The sequence below is a fragment of the uncultured Anaerococcus sp. genome (genome assembly GCF_963510915.1).
Classification (GTDB): Bacteria; Bacillota; Clostridia; order Tissierellales; family Peptoniphilaceae; genus Anaerococcus.
On sequence record NZ_CAUPHG010000027.1, the window covers coordinates 1 to 17,997 of the forward strand.

The following is a 17,997-nucleotide window of genomic DNA, read 5'->3' on the forward strand; positions in this document are numbered from 1 at the left end:
AAATAAACTTGTATTTAAATTAAAATAAAAAATTTTAGAAAATTGATGGGGTATGCAAGATGAAATATAAAGGTTTTTATTTCTTATTATTTAAAAATCCAATGAAAAAAGTCCTTATAGAAAAATATGATAAAGCATATGCATCAGAAATTATTAAGAAGAGTAAGGTGATTTATCGAAAACTAATAGAAGAGGCAGATGATATCGGCGATGACAATCCAATGGCATACAATGAGATGTTCGCCCTTGTCTTTGTTGCTCCATATATAGCAAGTGAGAAAAAAATTCCGCCGGAGACCGTCCAGGAAATGATGCGTCGCTCTCTTTATACTTTCAAATGGTTTTTTTCCTTGATCAATCTCAATACTAAGATAGGAAAAGAGGCCAATAAGAAAAATATTCTTAAGTATTACAAGTGGTATACAGAGGAAAAAGAAAAGCTCTATCCCACATCCTTTAAAGTTGATTTTGAGGGCCAACCTTATGAGGGTGCTTGTTATTATAGGATTACACGTTGTCCCATTTGTGCATATACAAAGAAGCTCGGGGTAGATGAATTAATGCCCCTATTCTGTGAACTTGACGATGTCATGATAAGCCTTCAACATGGAGTTTTATATAGAAAAGAAACCATAGCTAAGGGTGGAGACTACTGTGATTACTTTATCGTAGGGGATAAAGAGTAATAGATAATATATTTTTATTAGAGAAAGTATTTTCACTTGTTTTTGAAAAAATTTTTAAATAAGAGGAATGAAATGAATTTTATAACCTACGGAAATCGAAATAATAAGTCAATATTATTTATTCACGGACTTGCCTCAACTGCTGATCTATGTTTCAACGCTCCTCTGCCTTATTTGCAAGATTACTATGTAATTTTCTGAGAATTGGAGGGGCATTATGGGACAAATCCAAAAAATTTAACTTCAATGGAAAAAATCATAGATTCCATAGAGAGCTACATATTAAATGAAATAGGCGGAAGCCTCTATGGACTATGCGGATTTTTCTATGGGAGCAACTATTGCGGTTGAACTTATTGGAAGAGGAAATATTTCTGCTTCAAAAGTCCTCTTGGATGCGGCGATTACTGCCGAGTTAGGGTTTATGGCAACGCCATTTACCTATGCTTTTATCATTGGAACAAGTAGAATCAAAAATAAAAAGCCAATACCTAAATTTATATTAGATAAGATTATGGGCAAGGATAATCTAAGCGTAATAGAAATGATGTATCCGAAAATTTCAAAAAATACCATTAAAAACGTCTGCAAGTTTATCTATCATTATAAAGTCCCGGATAATTTATCCAAATTTTCAAATCCAGTAATGTTTTGGAGGGGGAGCGAAGAGCCAATCCTTGAAAAAAGTGAAAAGATATTAAGAGAGTATCTTCCACAAATGGAAACAGAAGTATTTGAAGTAATGGGCCACGGACAATTTCTCAACGAACATCCTCGAGAATGCGCTGAGAAATTAAAGTTATTTTTGGAAAATAAATAAGGAGAATATTATGGATATAACAAGAGCAATATTAGATGGAATTGCAATGGCTGCTATCTTTAATGGTGCAGTAGCAGCTTTTGTACTTATTAACCCGAGATTTTTCTTCGATTCCTATCCAAAAGAAATACAAAATTCAGCTCCAGAAAAGATGACAAAAGATGAGAAAAGAATAAATTTAATACTTACATTTATAATTTCAGGAATCGTATTTATATATGGAGTGACCTCTCTTTTACATACGGGAATAAGAGGACTTAGAGATCTTTTCTGGATGAGCTATATTCAGTGGATAATATTAAACTTTGGAGATTTCCTTCTATTGGATTTGCTTTTGTTCCAAGGAAAGTACAAGAATAAGATAGTAATACCAGGCACAGAAGGGAATGAGGATTACAAATTCGGAAATTGGATGAAGCATTTGGCAATCATGGAACATTTTGTAATTACTCCGTTTTTAATTATACCGTTTGTAGCGGTGGTTCAGGCTTTGATTGTTGGAATATTATAAAGATGAATTTTCTGGCCATTTATCTAAATGGATAGTGAGCTTTTGTTTGGATACGTAAAATACATCGAAATTTAGGAAGAAACATAAAAGGATTGTTAAGATGAGAGTATTGATTTATGGTGCAGGAGTGATAGGAAGTCTTTATGCGGCTTTGATTTCCGAAGCGGGAGCAGATGTATCCGTATATGCTCGTGGAAATCGTTTGAAAGAATTACAGATGTATGGGCTAAGGTATAAAAAAAATAATGAGATTCGGACTGCCAAAGTATCCGTTTTATCTCGACTGCTGCCGTTAGACAGTTATGATTTTATATTGCTTGCGGTAAGAGAAAATCAGTTACATATTGCTTTGGCGGAACTGAAAGCTAATATAAGTCCTGTCATTGTAACTATGGTAAATTCTTTAGAAACGTATGATACATGGGAAAAGATTTGTGGAAAAGGACGTATCCTCCCTGCTTTCCCGGGTGCCGGCGGCGGCTTTGACGGAGATATTTTGGATGCAGCCCTTACGCCGCGCTTTATTCAGCCAACTACAATCGGCATGTCAGGTGGTCGTGAAAAAGAACTGTTCGATTTGTTCCGATCAGCAATGATTCCATGCCAAGTTGTAAAAGACATGCATTCATGGCAGATTTGTCATCTTGCAATGGTCGTGCCGATTGCAGATGCTTATTATCATTCAGATGATCCTGAGCATGCCGGAAACGATCGTGTATTAATGAATAAAACAGCGAAGCAAATCAGAAGAAATCTTTTTAATGTTAAAACAAAAGGAATTAAACTTGTTCCGATAAAAATGAAGTTTTTACAAATTCTTCCATGCTCCATTATGGGGTTTATTCTTGGGATTATTTTTCGAAGCCGTTTTGGAGAAAAGTTTATGTACCGACATTCAATAAAGGCTCCGGCTGAAATGAGGCGATTACATGAGCAATTTTATAACTATATAGGTATTTATGGCGAATGAACCGATAAGTGTTTGTAGTTTTGTATGCTTTTCTAAAAGCATACTGGATGTTTATTCTCAAGCATCCTTCCCTTTGCCAACTTCCATCGTGCAACGAGCGTGCAGACCTATTTCTTGATGTAGGGTTATCATCAGCGTGGTCTTAATACATGTGAAGACTATAGGGCTGATACAAAATATGTAAATTTAGAAATCCTGCATTTTAAGCAGTTTATAAGCATTTTATCTTTGAAAAAGATGAAGAAGGATACGTCAAAAAGACTCAACAATCGAAGAAAAACTAATACCAGTCAAAAATGTTAAGGCGAATATATTGATGATTGTGGGCGAGGATGATTTGATGTGGGATAGCCCTGTTATGGCAAATAAAATAAGGGAACAAGACACTAAGGCAAAGATCTATTTCTTATAAAGGAGCAGGGCATATATTTGCAGGCAAAGGTATTTTAAATTTGGGTAAAATTAGAATTGCAACAGGTGGAACAGCTGAAGGCAATGAAAAAGCAAGAAGTGAATCAAGAAAAGCTATTGATGTTTTCTTAAAAGAAAATCATAAATAAAAAAATACTTGAGTATTTAAGGACGGTAGAAATTTAAAATCTATCGTCTTTTTTTCGTGTGAAAATATAAAGAGGATATCTGTAAGTAAATGAATTTAAAAATATACAAAAAACAAGGATTGAAGTCATGTAAATGTTTGAATAAAAAATTTGCAAATGCTTAAATGACATTAATGACTAATAAAATCATGTTAGCCATTTTCAAAATATATACGGTAAGGAATTATGTCTAAATAGAGTGAACTTTATAGTAATATTTAATGAGTATAAGAGATAATAACTAATATCAACAATATATTTTGTATAATATTATAAAGAGTAGATGAATAATAAATAACTTATCTTATTAATGATGGATAATATGATTTATATAAATATCATCAAAGTAAATTATTTAAAGGAGGTATTTAAAATGATTGATAAAAGCAATAAAAAATTTTGGGATAAATTTGCTAAGTTGTATGCCCCTTTTATGAAAAAAGATAAAGAAGTTTATGATAAAGTTTGTGAATATCTTAGTCCTCATTTGAATAAAGATATGGAGGTGCTTGAACTTGCTTGTGGATCAGGGCAATTGTCTTTTACTCTTTCAAAACAAGCAAAAAGTTGGGTTGGGACAGATTTTTCCGAACAAATGATTATTGAAGCGAAAAAGTGCGGGAATTACGAAAATCTCACATTTGAAGTAGCAGATGCAACAGCCTTATCCTATGCGAATGAAAAATTTGACTGTGTTTTAATTGCTAATGCGCTTCATATTATGCCTAAGCCAGATAGGGCAATGAAAGAAATATATAGGGTGTTAAAACCTAAGGGGATTTTATTTGCGCCTACTTTTTTATGGAAAGAGGGAAAGCAAAGAAACATTTTAAAGAATCTTATGTCTGTTTTTGGTTTTAAGATGTACCAAGAATGGGATAAAAAACAATTTGAAAATTTTATCAAAGAATATGGATTTTCAGTAGTAGAAATGAAATTGGCCTATGGTGGTCTGGCACCAGTGGGTGTGATGATTGCTGTAAAAGAATCCTAAAAAAATTTGTTCTCGCGAATTAAAAAAATCATAATAACAGTAAGCAAAGGTGATATGAAAAACTATCGCCTTTTTTGCTATTTTAGGTGGTAAAAGCCAATTTAAGCTTTTATTATATGTAGATGGATGAGTCTGTGAATAAGGTTGCAATAGTCAGATTAGTTTCTCCCATTGGAATTATTACAATCATACATTTTGGAATTTTATTTCATATAAAAGGAAGCCTTGATTTAGGAAATTTTCAACCTTAATAATCTTATTCTTTAGCACAGTATCATGTATTCAAAAATTTCATGAACTATATGGATGATATTTCAAGAATATACTATGTATTTTTTTGTTTCATATCTCACCTATCTTTAATGAAATATCAACAATAATTTAAAAATTTTACCTTAATCTTATAATAAAATTATAATTTTGTTGATATAGTAATAAATGAGTTGGAATGGGTATAAATTAGTAAAAGAAATATGTCTTCAGGGATTTTATTTATAGAATATGGATGGTTTTAGGTTTGTTTATTTTTATCTGGAGGATGTTATGAAAAAATCTTTTAAATTTTTAGCTATTTTATTTATTACGGCGGTTTTTCTTGTTGGGTGCCAAGGTCAGAAAGATTTTTCTGAAGTTGAGAAGGAGAATGTAGCCCATGAAAACCCTGGCAAAGAAAAAGGGAATAAAGAAAAGACTAATAAGGCAAATATTGCGGAATATGATTCTAATAAGATAAGTTCAAATCGAATAGAAAATTTGAAGCCTCTTAAAGGTGCAAAGATTGGATCTTTGTCTTCCTATGTTGAGGATAGGGAGGTTTGGAATGACTTATTTGATGATAAATATATAGATTCTGCAAAAAGCTATGGATTTGGAATCCATATCCCTAGGATACTTTTGGATTCTCCTGATGCGAAGATAGCTAATAAAGAGATTGATAGTTTGGTAGGGAAAATCAAAAATACATATGAAGATAATAAGGATGATATAGAAGGCTGTGACATTGGCATCCGTGCATCTTTTTCTGTTTATCAAGATGGGAATATTCTAAGTGTGATGATTGAAAATTACGATATTTGGAATGGAGAGTCTACAAATTATCTTGTATATAATTTTTCTCTTCCTGATGGAAACTTTATTGATGATTATGAGGTTATGAAAAACTTTGGTGTGGACAAGGATCAAGTTTTGGGAATTGTGGAAAATAGTTTGAGGGAAGATAGAGACTTGTTTACTAAAATTTATTGTAGGGATATCACAGATTTATCTTACACAAGCAATCCTAGCAATTTAACAGGCCTTATCCTTAATGACCTTTGGGATAATTATAATTCTAAGAACGGCCAAATTTATATTAACGAAGTGGGGATTCCTAATTTTGTTTTCACTGGTTTTGAAAGTGCGGACAAGGGACAGGCACCTTTAACTTTAAAACTAAGGTTAGACAAATTTGATGATAATCCAATTTCTGATCAATATTTAAGGATGGCAAGAGAACTAGGAATTGACCCTAATGATGAAAATCATAAGGCCTTTATTCTTTATCTTGGCGGAGCCTATGATGATCAAAGTCTAAAAGATAGTCTAGGAAAATTACAAGCCTACTTAGATGCTTTTTATTATGATTTTGAAGAGCCTAATATGCTGGTCGCCATTAAACAAAGTGAAGGTGGAGATATGCCATATCTAAATGGCCAAGATTGTTATTTAGTTATACCTAAGTACAAAAATGCGAGTGTTTCACTTAAAGAATTAGAAATTACCGAAGATGGCAAGTTGAAAGAAATTGATAATTCATACTTGGACAATAATGCTTGTAGTGGTACAACTTTTATTTGTCAAAATATAAGCGAAATCGCACCAAATGGGAAGATCACTATAAGGCATAGGGATGATATTTTAGAGTTTTCTCCTTCAATTAGCCAAAAGGACGGCTCTCTGATTCTTCCAGAAGGTGTTATTAACGCTGAAAAAATCCTTGATTGGGATAAGGTAGTACAAGAAGGTGCTTATCCTTACACAATTTATGAAAGAATGAAATTCTTATTGGGTGTTGGTTAATCCATACAATCGTTCTGAATACATAAAGACAATACTAGAAAGGAAATGTCATGGGACAAATTATTGAATTAGAAGATTTTAAAAATCAAAAACAAAGGCTTTATGATCTAAAAAAGAGCTTAGAAGACCTAATTTTTGAAAGGGATAATCTTTCATATGTGGTTTGTGAAAATATAAAGACTTCCTATATGCTAACTTTTGGCAGCCTTAACTATAGGGTAAACAAGGCTTATTTTGAGTATCTTCGTTTGCGCAGAAAAAGAGTGCTTATTCAGGCTAAAAAGAATCGCGAAGAGCAAGTAGAAATTGATGATATTGAAAAACAACTTGATGATGAATTTATTCAATACAAAAAGAAACTCCAGGAAAAAGTTGATGAACTAGAGAATGCTCTGGAACGTTCCAAAGCTGAAACCCTATCTAAAGAAGATGTGGTTAAAATTAAAAAATTATACAAGAAGATAGTAAAGAAAATTCATCCAGATATAAATCCTTCAATTACTGAAAAAGAAAAAGACCTATTTTTAAAATCTACAGATGCATATAAAAATGGAGATTTAACCAGCATACAAATAATATATGATATAGTTTCCAGTGGAGATATGGAAAATGATAATTCTTTATCTTTTGATTCATTGGAGGAAGAAATAAAGAGAATAAAAGCTCTAGTAGAAAAAATTCAACATAATATAGAAACAATAAAGTCAATTCCACCTTATTCTTGGAGAATTTATGTGGAAGATGAGGAGAAAAAGGCAGAAAAGCTTAATGAACTAAAAGAAAGCTTGAAATCTTACAAGCAAGCTATAAGAACCGAAGAAGAATACATCAAAGAATTACTAAAGGATAAAAAATGACCGATTTAAGAAAAACAGATCAGAACTCTCTGTTTAACTACATAATAAATAATGAAACAGGGATAGATATACCAAGACCTTTTGAGCAGGACATCTATCTTTTTGATACCTATGTAGCAGGAACAACCCATATCGAAGGTATTGAAGAAATATATTCTTCGTTAAAGGAAGATGATAAATTAGTTTTTTACCGTGAAGTAGAAAATGAACATGATCCTCAGGCCATAAGAATAGAAACTTTAGCAAAAGAAAAAATCGGATATGTTCCTCGTCAAGACAATGTAGTTTTTTCAAGACTTATGGATGCAGGGAAAGTCCTTTTTGCAAGAATCAAAGAAAAAGAAATGCGTGGTAAGTGGGCGAAGATAGGGATTAAAATATATCTTCATGAAAGCTAGGCTAAAATGTATTATAATTATGAATGGATTTGGAATAATATTTGTATAAAAGATAGCCATGTTATGAATTTTGAACCGATATCAGGAGATAATGCTTTTATTATCTCACACCATATGAGGGATAAATTAAAAATAGAGAGGGGTGTTAAAAGCTTATTAGAAAATGGCTTTAGGTATTTTAATATTTTTGGTGAATTTTCTGATTTATGGGCGAAAGCCATTTCTACAAGGAGTAAAACAAGTAATAAAATAAAAATAGAAGCATGTAAGATTGAAATGTCAAGGATGGTTTATGATTTGGCAATGATGAATGTTTTAAAACCAGACTTGACCAATTATGTAATTTCAGATGATGAATATTTTACAGAGTATTTAGTAGAAGACTTAGAGAAAGTCATCTCTGGGAAAAGTACTTTTACTCCATATGATTGGAAAGAATTTAAAGAAGGTTTTGAATTTTCTTATAATAAGAAAGATGTGATAATAAGTGTTTCTAATGATGTAATTATAGGATTTCTAGGAGATGAAAAAACTTTCGATACTATTAATGATGCCTTTTACTATAAAATATTTGATGGTAAAAGTTTGTACGAAATTTGGAAAGAAATATAAAGAAAAATTTGTATTATTAGAATAGAGGAAACCTAGTTTGTTTACTTTGGGAGTAGATTAAACTAGGTTTTATTTTCAACCACATATGGAAAGCAAACTTGACATTGTATAAAAATCCTATTATAATAAATGTAAAGCTAGCTTAACATCTGGAGGTGGAATGTTTGAAAAATAGGTTGGAGGAAATTCGCAAACAGAAGGGGATTACCCAGGAAGAATTGGCAAAAATTCTTGAAGTATCAAGGCAGACTGTGGGCTCTCTAGAAAATGGTAGGTACAACCCGTCGATTATCTTGGCTTTTAAGATAGCAAGATATTTCGAAATGACCATTGAAGATATTTTTATCTATGAGGAGGAAAAAGACGATGAATAATAAGAAAATTTGGTATATAGGATATGTAATTGGTTTTATAAGTTTGGTGGCTTTATTTATTTTTAAGGATGATGAAATTTTAAATAGAATTTTGCCTTTTATTTTTACAATAAGTGTGACTATATCTAGTGTTAGCCTAGGTCATAACAAGAGGATGGAGGATGATCCATTCTACAGAATAAATGTAAATGATGAGAGAAATGAGAAAATTAGAGATAAGGTAAATGCAACGATGACTCCTATTCTCATGCTTATCATGGGCCTTGTTGCTGTGATTTGCTTTTCTACAAAGGCTTATTTACCAGCAACTATTTTAGCAATAGGAATTTTATCTTTCCCTCTTATAACTTTCTTCGTCAGCAGACATTATGAGAAAAAATATTAAAAAAATTCGAATATGTCGAAGCCTAATTGATTAGAAGTTATTAAACCATCTTGTCCATGTCTTTTAAAGATAAGGACGTGTGGTTTTTTAAATGAAAATTTTTAAATTTTATTGACAAGTATCGAGTATCGATATATAATTAAATTAACAAATATCGAGTATCGATATTTAAAAGGAGGCAAAAGATGCTCAAGTTTAGATTTTTAACTTATACTAATTTTGGACCTATGGCACAATGGTATGAAGAAATGGCACAGAAAGGATGGCAAATAGAAAAAATTCCACTTCCTTTTATCCATAAGTTTAAAAAATGTGAGCCAGATGATATAAAATATAAGTTTTCCCTTGCTACAAATGAAAGTTTATTTACTAAATTTTCTAAGGAAGAACTCAAAGACTATGACCAGATGGCAGAAGAATATGGTTGGCACCTAGTTGATAGGACCTTTAATATGAATCTATATAGGGTAGATGATGCTGGAATAGAATCTCTATACAATGACGATTCATACGAAATTGATATTTTAAATAAGGGTATCAAAGGTGAATTAATTACAATAAGCGTGAATCTTCCTGTTTTTACTTTTCTGGCTTTATCCAGCATTGCTCGTTTAAGGTCAAGAGATATATATTACTCTAATTTTTCATTTTTTATGGTACCTGCTGTTAGTTTATTTCTCATATTATCACTCTTATCTTTAGGAGATTATATAAGTTTTAAGAAGAGAAATAGGAAAGTACAATCAATAAAAAATTTGAAATTTTCTAGGATGGGTATAGGTAAGTTACAAGCTTTAATACCTGTATTTTCAATAGTTTCAGTAATCCTGGCTTGGATCGCATTAGTAATAAATCAGCTAGAAATGGGTTATGGACTAACAATACTTATCTCTGTGATACCTACAATTTTTATGGTTATTCTTATCTATTACTTTATTAAAAAAGTAAAACTTATGGATGCCAAAAAAGGACAGAAAAAATTTCTATTTGCCTTAATACCAGTAATAATGCTTATAGTTTTTAGTGTATCTAATTTTGGTATGCTTGCTAAGCTTGCATTAAAAGATGACTTACAAACAAAAGAAATAGCTGGTTTCTCTGTAAGGAAAGAATCTACAAGTTTCTTGGCGGAAAGATGTGAAGATTATAGAGCAAAATCTCATGACCTTGATATAAGAAAAACTGTAGTAAATTCTGAAGGGCTTGCGGAAGATTTATTTAATAGAGTACTTAAAAATGCCGAAAATCACCCTTATAGGGCAGAATTTGTAAAAGATCTTTCAAAAGATTTTGCCTATGATAAGACTTATAGCCTATCTGATGAGAATTCTTATTTAATTTTAAAGGGTAAAATGGTTTTGGAAGTTGATGGTAATATCTATGACGATAAGGTCGCAAAAGATATAGAAATAATACTCGAGGCAAAATAATGGCAAGAGATCAATTTCAAACCCTAACAGAACCAATGTATTTCACACTTTTGGCCCTGGGAGAAGTGAGAAATGGGGCAGAAATCACATCTTGGGTCGAGGAAATAACCAAGGGTAGGATAAGACTAGCCCCCGGCACGCTCTATGCACTTCTTGCTCAATTTCTAGAAAATAATTTGATAAAAAGGGTAGAAGCGGACCAAAAAGGCAAGCACTATATCATCACCGATGAAGGGAGAGATCTTTTAAAAGACGAAGTTCAAAGGCTAAGGCTTTTGATTTCAAACTACGAAAATCATTTTGATAAATAAGTAAATAAAAAATCCCCTATTTTTTCTAAAAAGGTAAAATATTTAGTGATACTAGTATAATTTCAAGAAAATGGGGGATTATTTATATGCTAGAAAAAAATAATATTGTAAATAGAGAAAGTAAACTATGGCCAATCTTACTCGCTCTACTAGCAGCAATATTTTATGCCATAAGCACACCATTTTCAAAAGTCCTACTTGATAATGTTGGGCCTACGTTCATGGCAGGATTATTATACCTAGGTGCTGGCCTAGGGGTTGGAATAATATACTTATTTCACTACAAGGATGAGTCTAAAGATAATAGACTAGGAAAGGAAGACTTACCTTACACTCTTGGCATGATAGTCCTAGACATTGTGGCGCCGATATTTCTTATGCTAGGAATCGAGTATGGAACAGCATCTAACTCTTCCTTATTGGGCAATTTTGAAATTGTAGCGACAACCTTAATAGCCTTATTTATATTTAAGGAAAAAGTTTCAACAAGGCTTTGGTTAGCTATAGGTTTTATCAGCCTATCAAGTATTTTATTATCCTTTGAGGGAGCTGGTAGCTTTAAGTTTTCTATTGGATCTATTTTTGTAATTCTCGCCACATTATCTTGGGGATTAGAAAACAACTGCACTAGAAAAATTGCAGATAAGTCTACCTATCAAATTGTTTTACTAAAGGGAATATTTTCGGGAGGAGGTTCTCTTTTAATTGGTCTTTTTGTTGGAGAGAAATTCCCGCCTATAAAATATATTATTTTGGTAATGCTTTTAGGTTTTGTGGCATATGGACTTAGTATTTTTCTTTATATAAGAGCCCAAAGAGATTTGGGAGCTGCCAAAACCAGTGCTTATTATGCAATAGCACCTTTTATAGGATCCTTATTGTCCTTTCTGATTAATGGCGAAAAATTAACCCCTGTGTATTTTATTGGCCTTAGCCTCATGATTGTTGGGACAATTTTTGTAGTCAAAGACACCATGGAAAAACACCACAATCATATCCATAACCATTTAATAGTACATTTTCATAATGGAAGAATCCATACCCATAAGATAAGCCACGCCCACGATCACGAACACTTTACAAAGAATGGAAGACATAGGCATAGGCACAGAGATTTTCTTTTAAGCAAAGAACATATCTTAGACCATAATTAAATAAGGGAAGTTAAAATGAATTGGATAAATAGTTTTGAACTGATTTGCTATTTTATAGTCATATTATTGATTGTAGATATTTATAAATCTAAAAATTATAGGGAGTTTGGACTCTTAATTTCAGGTGCTTTGGCAGGATTTTCCTTGGAACTTTTGGCAGTAAGATTAACAGATATCTATCATTACAGCGATGATTTTTTTATCAGTATAGGTCTTAGACCCTATCAATTTCCATTTTTTGGAGGACTAATGCGGGGAGGGATAACGGTATGTGCCCTAAGAATAGCTGAGAAATTTAATTTTAGTAAATTAATGACGGCCCTCCTAGCAGGTTGGTTAATAGTAAGCATGGATCTCCTCTTAGATGTAGTAGCAATCAGGTTAGATGGCGGATTTTGGGTCTGGGACGGACGAGAAATAAATCTTGCCATCAACCATCATATGTTTATGTCTGTAATTTGGGTGAATTTTTTAGGATATATGTTTGAAGTCCCATCCATAGTCTACATGACCTTAAAAAGTTGGGAAAAGGAAAATGATAAGGCAAAAATAAATATAAGCAAGTCACTTTTGATTGGTGTCTGTGGTGTATTTTTTGTAGGAATTTGTTCTTATCTTGCTCTTTTCTTTGATAAAATAAGTGATGAATGGTTTTCGTGTATTGCATTTTCTCTTATACGGACATTTATTTTCATAAAATTAATAGGAAAGCTAATAAAAAATCGAGAAAAAATTAGCATAGCCAAGCCAAAAGACTGGACATTAATAATATTCTGGACTGCTATCTATGCCTACTGTATAGGTGGATTAATAAAACTAGGCATAATTCAAGCTCTTCCAATATACGGAATATTCGCTGTATTCTTGTTCGCCTTAACAATAAGCCTTTCTTGTATAGATATAAAAAGTGAAAATAATCCTTAATTTGTCATAACTGTTTGTTGTATTTATTATAGAAATGTAATAAATAATGGGGAACCTTTTAAGATTTACTAGATCTTGATAGGCTCTTTTTTGTATGAAAATTTAATTTATTGCTAAGGATCTTTGTAGTATCATCACAAGCAAATGATAATAATTATCAAAAAATGATTGACAAAAATAAAAGCAGGGGCTATACTATAAATAGTTAGGTACACCTAACTGTTATTTAGAAATAATTTATTGGAGGAAATATGAAATTTAAAAAAATTTTAATGGCTTTAGCGATGCTTATTATTGCTAGTTCTTGTTCTAAAAATGTGGAAAAGGCAGGATCAGAAGTGGAAAATAAGCCAAGTGATAAAAAAATAGTTACAGTTACTACTTCTTTTTTGTATGATATGGTTTATAATTTAGTTGGGGATAAGGTTGATAGAGAACTGATTATTCCTGCTGGTGAAGATCCACATCTTTATACTGCAAAACCACAAGATTTGGAAAAAATTAAGAAGGCTGATTTGCTTTTATACCACGGTCTTCACTTTGAAGGCAAGATGGTTGATGTTTTAGAAAAGAAGGGCTCAGCAGTTTCAAGAACCTTTAAAAAAGAAGATATTGGCGAAATGGAAGAAGGCGATAAGGTTGTTGTCGACCCACATTTCTGGTTTTCTATAAAACTTTATAAGGAAGCAACAAAAAATGCCGCAGAAGATTTAGAAAAACTTCTCCCTGAAGAAAAAGAAAATATAGAGAAAAACCTAGAAGCTTATCTTGCCAAACTTGATGACCTAGATAAAGAAAATAAGGAAAAAATTGATTCTATTCCAGAGTCTAGTAGGTATTTGATAACACCTCACGATGCTTTTAATTATTTTTCTAGGGCATATAAGATTCCTGTAAAGGCTCCACAAGGTGTGTCTACAGACAGTGAAGTTGCAAATAAGGATATAGAAGATACTGTAAACTTTATTGTGAAAAATAAAATCAAGGCAATATTTGCAGAATCAACTACCGATCCAATGAGGATGGAAAAATTAAGAGAGGCTGTAAAAGCTAAGGGATTTGATGTAAAAGTCGTATCAGGTGAAGGCAAGGAACTTTTCTCAGACTCTCTAGCTCCAGAAGGTCAAGATGGCGATACATATATAGATATGTATAAGCATAATGTTGATTTAATTGTAGAAAATTTGAAATAGGTGGTAATTTTGAAAGATGTTATCATAAAAGTAGAGGATATGACAATTGCATATGCAGACAAACCTGTGCTTTGGGATAATGATATAGAAATAATTAATAAATCAATTACAGCTATTATCGGCCCAAACGGTGCAGGAAAATCTACTTTGATTAAGGGGATTTTGAATTTACAGAAGAGACTATCAGGATCTGTAACAATTATGGGTAAATCCTTTGATGAAGTTAAGAAAAAAATCGCTTATATACCTCAAACTGCATCTGTTAATTGGGACTTTCCAACTACGGTTTTAGATGTAGTTCTTATGGGCAGGTATGTCCATCTTGGTTGGCTTAAAAGGCCAACTAAGGAAGATTATGCTCTTGCAAGAAAGGCACTTAAAAAAATTGGCATGGAAGATTTTGAGGATAGACAGATTTCTGAATTATCTGGAGGACAAAGGCAAAGAGTTTTCATTGCGAGGGCTATTTGCCAAGATGCAGAAATATATTTTATGGACGAGCCTTTAGCAGGTGTTGACAAACTAACAGAGAAAATTATTTTCGACTTCATGAAGGATTCGCAAAACAAGGGAAAAACTTCCATAGTTGTCCATCACGACTTAAATACTATAGAAAAATATTTCGACCATATTGTAATTTTAAATAAAAAAGTTATAGCCCAGGGAGAAGTTTCTGAGGTTTTCACAAAGGAAAATGTTGATAAGGCTTTTGTGAGGTAAGGTATGGATATTTTAAGGAATTATTCATTTATAATAGTGGCCCTTGGCACAATAATTCTTGCCATGGCAACAGGGATAATCGGGTCTATAAGTGTTTTAAAGGGTAAGTCATTAATAGGGGACGCTATAGGACATAGTACCTATCCAGGGATAGTAATTGCTTTTATGATATCAATGGAAAAATCGCCCTTAATTTTATTACTCGGTGCAGCTCTTGCTGGAGCAATATCTTTTTTCTTGATTGATATAATATCAAATAATTCAAAGATAGACTTGGATGCTACTTTGGCAATTGTTCTTTCAAGTTTTTTTGGTCTTGGTATGGTATTGAAAAGTTATATACAAGGAAATCCATCATATGCAGGAGTTTCTCAATCAGGACTTAAAAATTATATTTTTGGTCAAGCCTCATATATAATGCGAAATGATGTGAAGATAATATTTGTTGTATCGATTTTATCTATATTGCTTCTCCTAGTTTTTTATAAGGAAATAAAACTTTATGTTTTTGATGAAGTATATGCAAAAACAATTGGAATTAATTCAGCTTTGATGAATACAGTAATTTTAATTGCTACAATGTTATTGATAACTACTGGTTTAAAACTTGTTGGAGCAATATTAATTTCTTCAATGCTAATTGTTCCAGCCATAACAGCCTTGCAATGGACTGATAAGTTTCACAAGATGTTAATAATAGCAGGTCTTTGTGGTGGAATTTCAGCCTTTATCGGTACCTATATATCCACTGCCTATGATGGAATGAGTACAGGATCTACAATTATACTGATAATGAGCTTTATATCATTAATTTCCATGATAGTCGGTCCTAGAGGATTGAGAAAAAAGATTGTGAGGAAAAAGAATGACTGACTTTTTAACATATTGTTTTATTAGCAACTATCAAACTTTGTTAGTCCTCCTTGTTACGGCTGTGGCTTGTAGTCTAATCGGAGTTTTCTTAGTATTAAGAAGACTTTCGATGCTTGCTGATGCTATAAGTCATTCAATTCTTTTGGGAATTGTTCTTGCTTATTTTATAGTAAAGGATATTACTTCAGTATATTTGGTATTTGGAGCAGCTTTATTTGGTATAGTTACGGTATTTTCAATAGAATCTTTATCTAAGACAAATCTTGTAAAAAACGATGATGCGGTAGGAATAGTTTTTCCAATGTTCTTTGCTTTGGCAGTTATACTTATTACAAAGTATGCAAGAAATGTTCACCTAGATGTTGATGTAGTTCTCATGGGTGAGGTAATTATGGCTCCTTTAAATACTATAAGCTTTCTAGGTTTTGAAATACCAAAATCTCTTTTGCAAATGTCTATAATTGGCCTTATAAATTTAGCTTTTATAGGAATTTTCTACAAAGAGCTAAAATTAACTACCTTTGATAGGCAGTTTGCAAAAATTGCTGGTTTTTCGGAAGTACTGTTGTTCTATGGTCTTATGACTCTTACATCTTTTACAACAGTTGTTGCCTTTGAAGCAGTAGGAGCCATTTTGGTAATATCATTTTTAATAGCTCCAGCTGCAAGTGCCTACCTAATTAGTAAGAATCTTAGAAAGATGATTGTAATATCAGTATCATATTCAATAATAAATTCTATACTTGGTTTTGTATTTGCTATGTATTATAATCTTTCTATGTCTGGAATGACTGCAACAATAGCTGGCCTTACCTTTTTATTAACATTTTTATTTAATAGAAACGGATTTTTGATAAAAATATTTACTCGAAAGAAGAGGCATGTTGAATTTAAAAAGGATACATTCATAATTCATGTTGGCAACCATCAATATAAAAATAACTCACAAGAGGAACTCGGATTGGCAACTATATATAAGCATCTTTCTTGGAAAAAAGAAGATATTGAAAAATATAGCAAAATTCTTGTTTCTGAAAATAAGATAAGGGTTGATCAAGGAGTTTATAAATTGACCGAAAAGGGAAGAAATTTATATGCAAGCTTACTAAAAGATTATGGACTATGAGGTAATAATGAATTCAATAAGACAAGATTATATTCAAGCTATATACAGACTTTCAAAAGATAAGGGATATACTAATAACAAAAGTATATCAGAATATTTTTCTATAAGTAGGCCATCAGTTAGTGAAATGATCAAGAAATTAATAGATGATGGCCTAGTAATACAAGAAAAAAACAAAATATTTTTGAGTGAATTAGGTGATAAGAGTGCAAAAGAAGTTCTTTCTAAACATAGGATATGGGAATGTTTCCTTGTTGATGTCCTAGGTATTGATGGGAGTATTGTTCATGACCAGTCAGACTTATTAGAACATGTGACAAGTGAAGAAATGTTTGCTGCTTTAAATAAATTCTTAAACTATCCAAAAATATCACCTAAAGGCAAGAGAATATATACAAACGAAAATAAGTGAAATTTAAAAGCCAAATTCAATTGGAAATTACATTCTCCAATGATTGAATTGGCTTTTTTGTTTGATTTTTATTTATTTTCATTTCCTAAATTTCTTAACTTATCAACTTGTTCTTCTTGGCCTAGGACTATCAAGACGTCACCTATTTTAAAAGTGTAGGAACCGTGAGGGTTAAAAATCATTTTGCCATCTTCAAATTTTTTGATAGCTAAGACTATAAGACCAGTTTTGTTTGGGATTTGTGCTTCTATTAGGTTTTTATTTTCTAGGTAGGACCCTCTTTTTACTATTACTTCCTCCAGGTCAAGCTCAACGTCACCGACTTTTGTGACAACGTCTAAGAATGAAATAATGTTTGGCTTAATGATGAGGGAAGCCATTCTCTTGCCACTTATTTCTATGGCTGAAAGAGTTTTGTCGGCTCCAACTTTTATTAGTTTGTCACTGCCTGACTTTGTTATGGAGTTTGAAATAATGTATATATCCTTATTCATATTTCTTGCTGTTAGGACTGTAACAATGTTATCAACTTCGGTATCAAGGGTAGAAATAAGCCCCTTGGCTTTCATGATGCCGGCGTGGTCAAGAAC

21 protein-coding genes and 2 pseudogenes are annotated in these 17,997 nt (G+C 32.1%); 22 read left to right on the forward strand and 1 reads right to left on the reverse strand.

All coding sequences use genetic code 11. The features are described from left to right. The first annotated feature begins 59 nt into the window (after window positions 1-59). From RQ893_RS03710 to RQ893_RS03810, 22 genes and pseudogenes are all read left to right on the forward strand, one after another. Entirely contained in the window at window positions 60-686 is a 627-nt protein-coding gene (locus RQ893_RS03710) for an L-2-amino-thiazoline-4-carboxylic acid hydrolase (protein ID WP_311481705.1), read from the forward strand. A gap of 72 nt (window positions 687-758) precedes the next feature. Continuing rightward, window positions 759-1,506: pseudogene (locus RQ893_RS03715) on the forward strand (alpha/beta fold hydrolase). A gap of 10 nt (window positions 1,507-1,516) precedes the next feature. After that, a complete protein-coding gene (locus tag RQ893_RS03720; RefSeq protein WP_311481706.1) occupies window positions 1,517-2,017 on the forward strand; it encodes a hypothetical protein in 501 nt (166 codons plus the stop codon). Between the two features lie 100 nt (window positions 2,018-2,117). Further along, the gene (locus RQ893_RS03725) at window positions 2,118-2,987 is read left to right on the forward strand and encodes a ketopantoate reductase family protein (RefSeq protein WP_195236766.1); all 870 of its coding nucleotides are present in this window, start codon (window positions 2,118-2,120) and stop codon (window positions 2,985-2,987) included. Window positions 2,988-3,303: 316 nt separating this feature from the next. Continuing rightward, the gene (locus RQ893_RS03730; RefSeq protein ID WP_311481724.1) at window positions 3,304-3,399 is read left to right on the forward strand and encodes a hypothetical protein; all 96 of its coding nucleotides are present in this window, start codon (window positions 3,304-3,306) and stop codon (window positions 3,397-3,399) included. Window positions 3,400-3,959: 560 nt separating this feature from the next. Beyond that, complete coding sequence (locus RQ893_RS03735) at window positions 3,960-4,580, forward strand: class I SAM-dependent methyltransferase (RefSeq protein WP_311481707.1); 621 nt, start codon at window positions 3,960-3,962, stop codon at window positions 4,578-4,580. Window positions 4,581-4,678: 98 nt separating this feature from the next. Continuing rightward, window positions 4,679-4,903 (forward strand): annotated as a pseudogene (locus tag RQ893_RS09105) (ABC transporter ATP-binding protein); the annotation flags it as partial. A 220-nt stretch (window positions 4,904-5,123) separates the two neighbouring features. Next, window positions 5,124-6,638 (forward strand): hypothetical protein, encoded by a 1,515-nt coding sequence (locus tag RQ893_RS03740; protein WP_311481708.1) that lies wholly within the window; start codon window positions 5,124-5,126, stop codon window positions 6,636-6,638. Window positions 6,639-6,688: 50 nt separating this feature from the next. Beyond that, window positions 6,689-7,495 carry a molecular chaperone DnaJ gene (locus RQ893_RS03745; RefSeq protein ID WP_311481709.1) on the forward strand — a complete coding sequence of 269 codons (807 nt, stop codon included), beginning with the start codon at window positions 6,689-6,691 and terminating at the stop codon, window positions 7,493-7,495. Next, window positions 7,492-7,893, forward strand: a complete 402-nt coding sequence (locus RQ893_RS03750; RefSeq protein ID WP_311481710.1) for an HIRAN domain-containing protein — start codon at window positions 7,492-7,494, stop codon at window positions 7,891-7,893. The genes RQ893_RS03745 and RQ893_RS03750 overlap by 4 nt, the downstream gene beginning before the upstream one ends. Before the next feature lie 6 nt (window positions 7,894-7,899). Next, a complete protein-coding gene (locus tag RQ893_RS03755) occupies window positions 7,900-8,505 on the forward strand; it encodes a hypothetical protein (RefSeq protein WP_311481711.1) in 606 nt (201 codons plus the stop codon). Between the two features lie 164 nt (window positions 8,506-8,669). Then, window positions 8,670-8,879 (forward strand): helix-turn-helix transcriptional regulator, encoded by a 210-nt coding sequence (locus RQ893_RS03760; RefSeq protein ID WP_311481712.1) that lies wholly within the window; start codon window positions 8,670-8,672, stop codon window positions 8,877-8,879. Further along, window positions 8,872-9,264: a DUF2178 domain-containing protein gene (locus RQ893_RS03765; protein ID WP_311481713.1), complete on the forward strand. Its 393-nt coding sequence runs from the start codon at window positions 8,872-8,874 to the stop codon at window positions 9,262-9,264. Before RQ893_RS03760 ends, RQ893_RS03765 begins: the two co-directional genes overlap by 8 nt. Window positions 9,265-9,449: 185 nt before the next feature. Beyond that, window positions 9,450-10,694: a DUF2812 domain-containing protein gene (locus RQ893_RS03770; RefSeq protein ID WP_311481714.1), complete on the forward strand. Its 1,245-nt coding sequence runs from the start codon at window positions 9,450-9,452 to the stop codon at window positions 10,692-10,694. Further along, complete coding sequence (locus tag RQ893_RS03775; protein ID WP_311481715.1) at window positions 10,694-11,005, forward strand: PadR family transcriptional regulator; 312 nt, start codon at window positions 10,694-10,696, stop codon at window positions 11,003-11,005. Before RQ893_RS03770 ends, RQ893_RS03775 begins: the two co-directional genes overlap by 1 nt. A gap of 86 nt (window positions 11,006-11,091) precedes the next feature. Then, the gene (locus tag RQ893_RS03780; protein WP_311481716.1) at window positions 11,092-12,159 is read left to right on the forward strand and encodes a DMT family transporter; all 1,068 of its coding nucleotides are present in this window, start codon (window positions 11,092-11,094) and stop codon (window positions 12,157-12,159) included. A gap of 15 nt (window positions 12,160-12,174) precedes the next feature. After that, window positions 12,175-13,083 carry a carotenoid biosynthesis protein gene (locus RQ893_RS03785; RefSeq protein ID WP_311481717.1) on the forward strand — a complete coding sequence of 303 codons (909 nt, stop codon included), beginning with the start codon at window positions 12,175-12,177 and terminating at the stop codon, window positions 13,081-13,083. A gap of 251 nt (window positions 13,084-13,334) precedes the next feature. After that, window positions 13,335-14,276: a metal ABC transporter solute-binding protein, Zn/Mn family gene (locus RQ893_RS03790; protein WP_311481718.1), complete on the forward strand. Its 942-nt coding sequence runs from the start codon at window positions 13,335-13,337 to the stop codon at window positions 14,274-14,276. A 9-nt stretch (window positions 14,277-14,285) separates the two neighbouring features. Further along, window positions 14,286-14,996 carry a metal ABC transporter ATP-binding protein gene (locus RQ893_RS03795; RefSeq protein ID WP_311481719.1) on the forward strand — a complete coding sequence of 237 codons (711 nt, stop codon included), beginning with the start codon at window positions 14,286-14,288 and terminating at the stop codon, window positions 14,994-14,996. A gap of 3 nt (window positions 14,997-14,999) precedes the next feature. Next, on the forward strand, window positions 15,000-15,869 hold the full coding sequence (locus RQ893_RS03800) for an iron chelate uptake ABC transporter family permease subunit (RefSeq protein ID WP_311481720.1): 870 nt from the start codon (window positions 15,000-15,002) through the stop codon (window positions 15,867-15,869). Continuing rightward, complete coding sequence (locus RQ893_RS03805) at window positions 15,862-16,995, forward strand: metal ABC transporter permease (protein ID WP_311481721.1); 1,134 nt, start codon at window positions 15,862-15,864, stop codon at window positions 16,993-16,995. Before RQ893_RS03800 ends, RQ893_RS03805 begins: the two co-directional genes overlap by 8 nt. Before the next feature lie 7 nt (window positions 16,996-17,002). Then, a complete protein-coding gene (locus RQ893_RS03810) occupies window positions 17,003-17,407 on the forward strand; it encodes a metal-dependent transcriptional regulator (protein WP_311481722.1) in 405 nt (134 codons plus the stop codon). A 68-nt stretch (window positions 17,408-17,475) separates the two neighbouring features. On the opposite strand, the gene RQ893_RS03815 is transcribed toward RQ893_RS03810, so the two are convergent. Further along, on the reverse strand, window positions 17,476-17,997 hold a 522-nt coding region (locus RQ893_RS03815; RefSeq protein WP_311481723.1), incomplete at its 5' end, for a TrkA C-terminal domain-containing protein.

Coding starts and splice junctions, on each gene's coding strand:
- RQ893_RS03810 (WP_311481722.1), top strand. CDS start 17,003: ATGAATTCAATAAGACAAGATTATATTCAAGCTATATACAGACTTTCA.
- RQ893_RS03740 (WP_311481708.1), top strand. CDS start 5,124: ATGAAAAAATCTTTTAAATTTTTAGCTATTTTATTTATTACGGCGGTT.
- RQ893_RS03730 (WP_311481724.1), top strand. CDS start 3,304: ATGATTGTGGGCGAGGATGATTTGATGTGGGATAGCCCTGTTATGGCA.
- RQ893_RS03805 (WP_311481721.1), top strand. CDS start 15,862: ATGACTGACTTTTTAACATATTGTTTTATTAGCAACTATCAAACTTTG.
- RQ893_RS03770 (WP_311481714.1), top strand. CDS start 9,450: ATGCTCAAGTTTAGATTTTTAACTTATACTAATTTTGGACCTATGGCA.
- RQ893_RS03710 (WP_311481705.1), top strand. CDS start 60: ATGAAATATAAAGGTTTTTATTTCTTATTATTTAAAAATCCAATGAAA.
- RQ893_RS03755 (WP_311481711.1), top strand. CDS start 7,900: ATGTATTATAATTATGAATGGATTTGGAATAATATTTGTATAAAAGAT.
- RQ893_RS03790 (WP_311481718.1), top strand. CDS start 13,335: ATGAAATTTAAAAAAATTTTAATGGCTTTAGCGATGCTTATTATTGCT.
- RQ893_RS03745 (WP_311481709.1), top strand. CDS start 6,689: ATGGGACAAATTATTGAATTAGAAGATTTTAAAAATCAAAAACAAAGG.
- RQ893_RS03780 (WP_311481716.1), top strand. CDS start 11,092: ATGCTAGAAAAAAATAATATTGTAAATAGAGAAAGTAAACTATGGCCA.
- RQ893_RS03775 (WP_311481715.1), top strand. CDS start 10,694: ATGGCAAGAGATCAATTTCAAACCCTAACAGAACCAATGTATTTCACA.
- RQ893_RS03750 (WP_311481710.1), top strand. CDS start 7,492: ATGACCGATTTAAGAAAAACAGATCAGAACTCTCTGTTTAACTACATA.
- RQ893_RS03765 (WP_311481713.1), top strand. CDS start 8,872: ATGAATAATAAGAAAATTTGGTATATAGGATATGTAATTGGTTTTATA.
- RQ893_RS03720 (WP_311481706.1), top strand. CDS start 1,517: ATGGATATAACAAGAGCAATATTAGATGGAATTGCAATGGCTGCTATC.
- RQ893_RS03725 (WP_195236766.1), top strand. CDS start 2,118: ATGAGAGTATTGATTTATGGTGCAGGAGTGATAGGAAGTCTTTATGCG.
- RQ893_RS03800 (WP_311481720.1), top strand. CDS start 15,000: ATGGATATTTTAAGGAATTATTCATTTATAATAGTGGCCCTTGGCACA.
- RQ893_RS03735 (WP_311481707.1), top strand. CDS start 3,960: ATGATTGATAAAAGCAATAAAAAATTTTGGGATAAATTTGCTAAGTTG.
- RQ893_RS03785 (WP_311481717.1), top strand. CDS start 12,175: ATGAATTGGATAAATAGTTTTGAACTGATTTGCTATTTTATAGTCATA.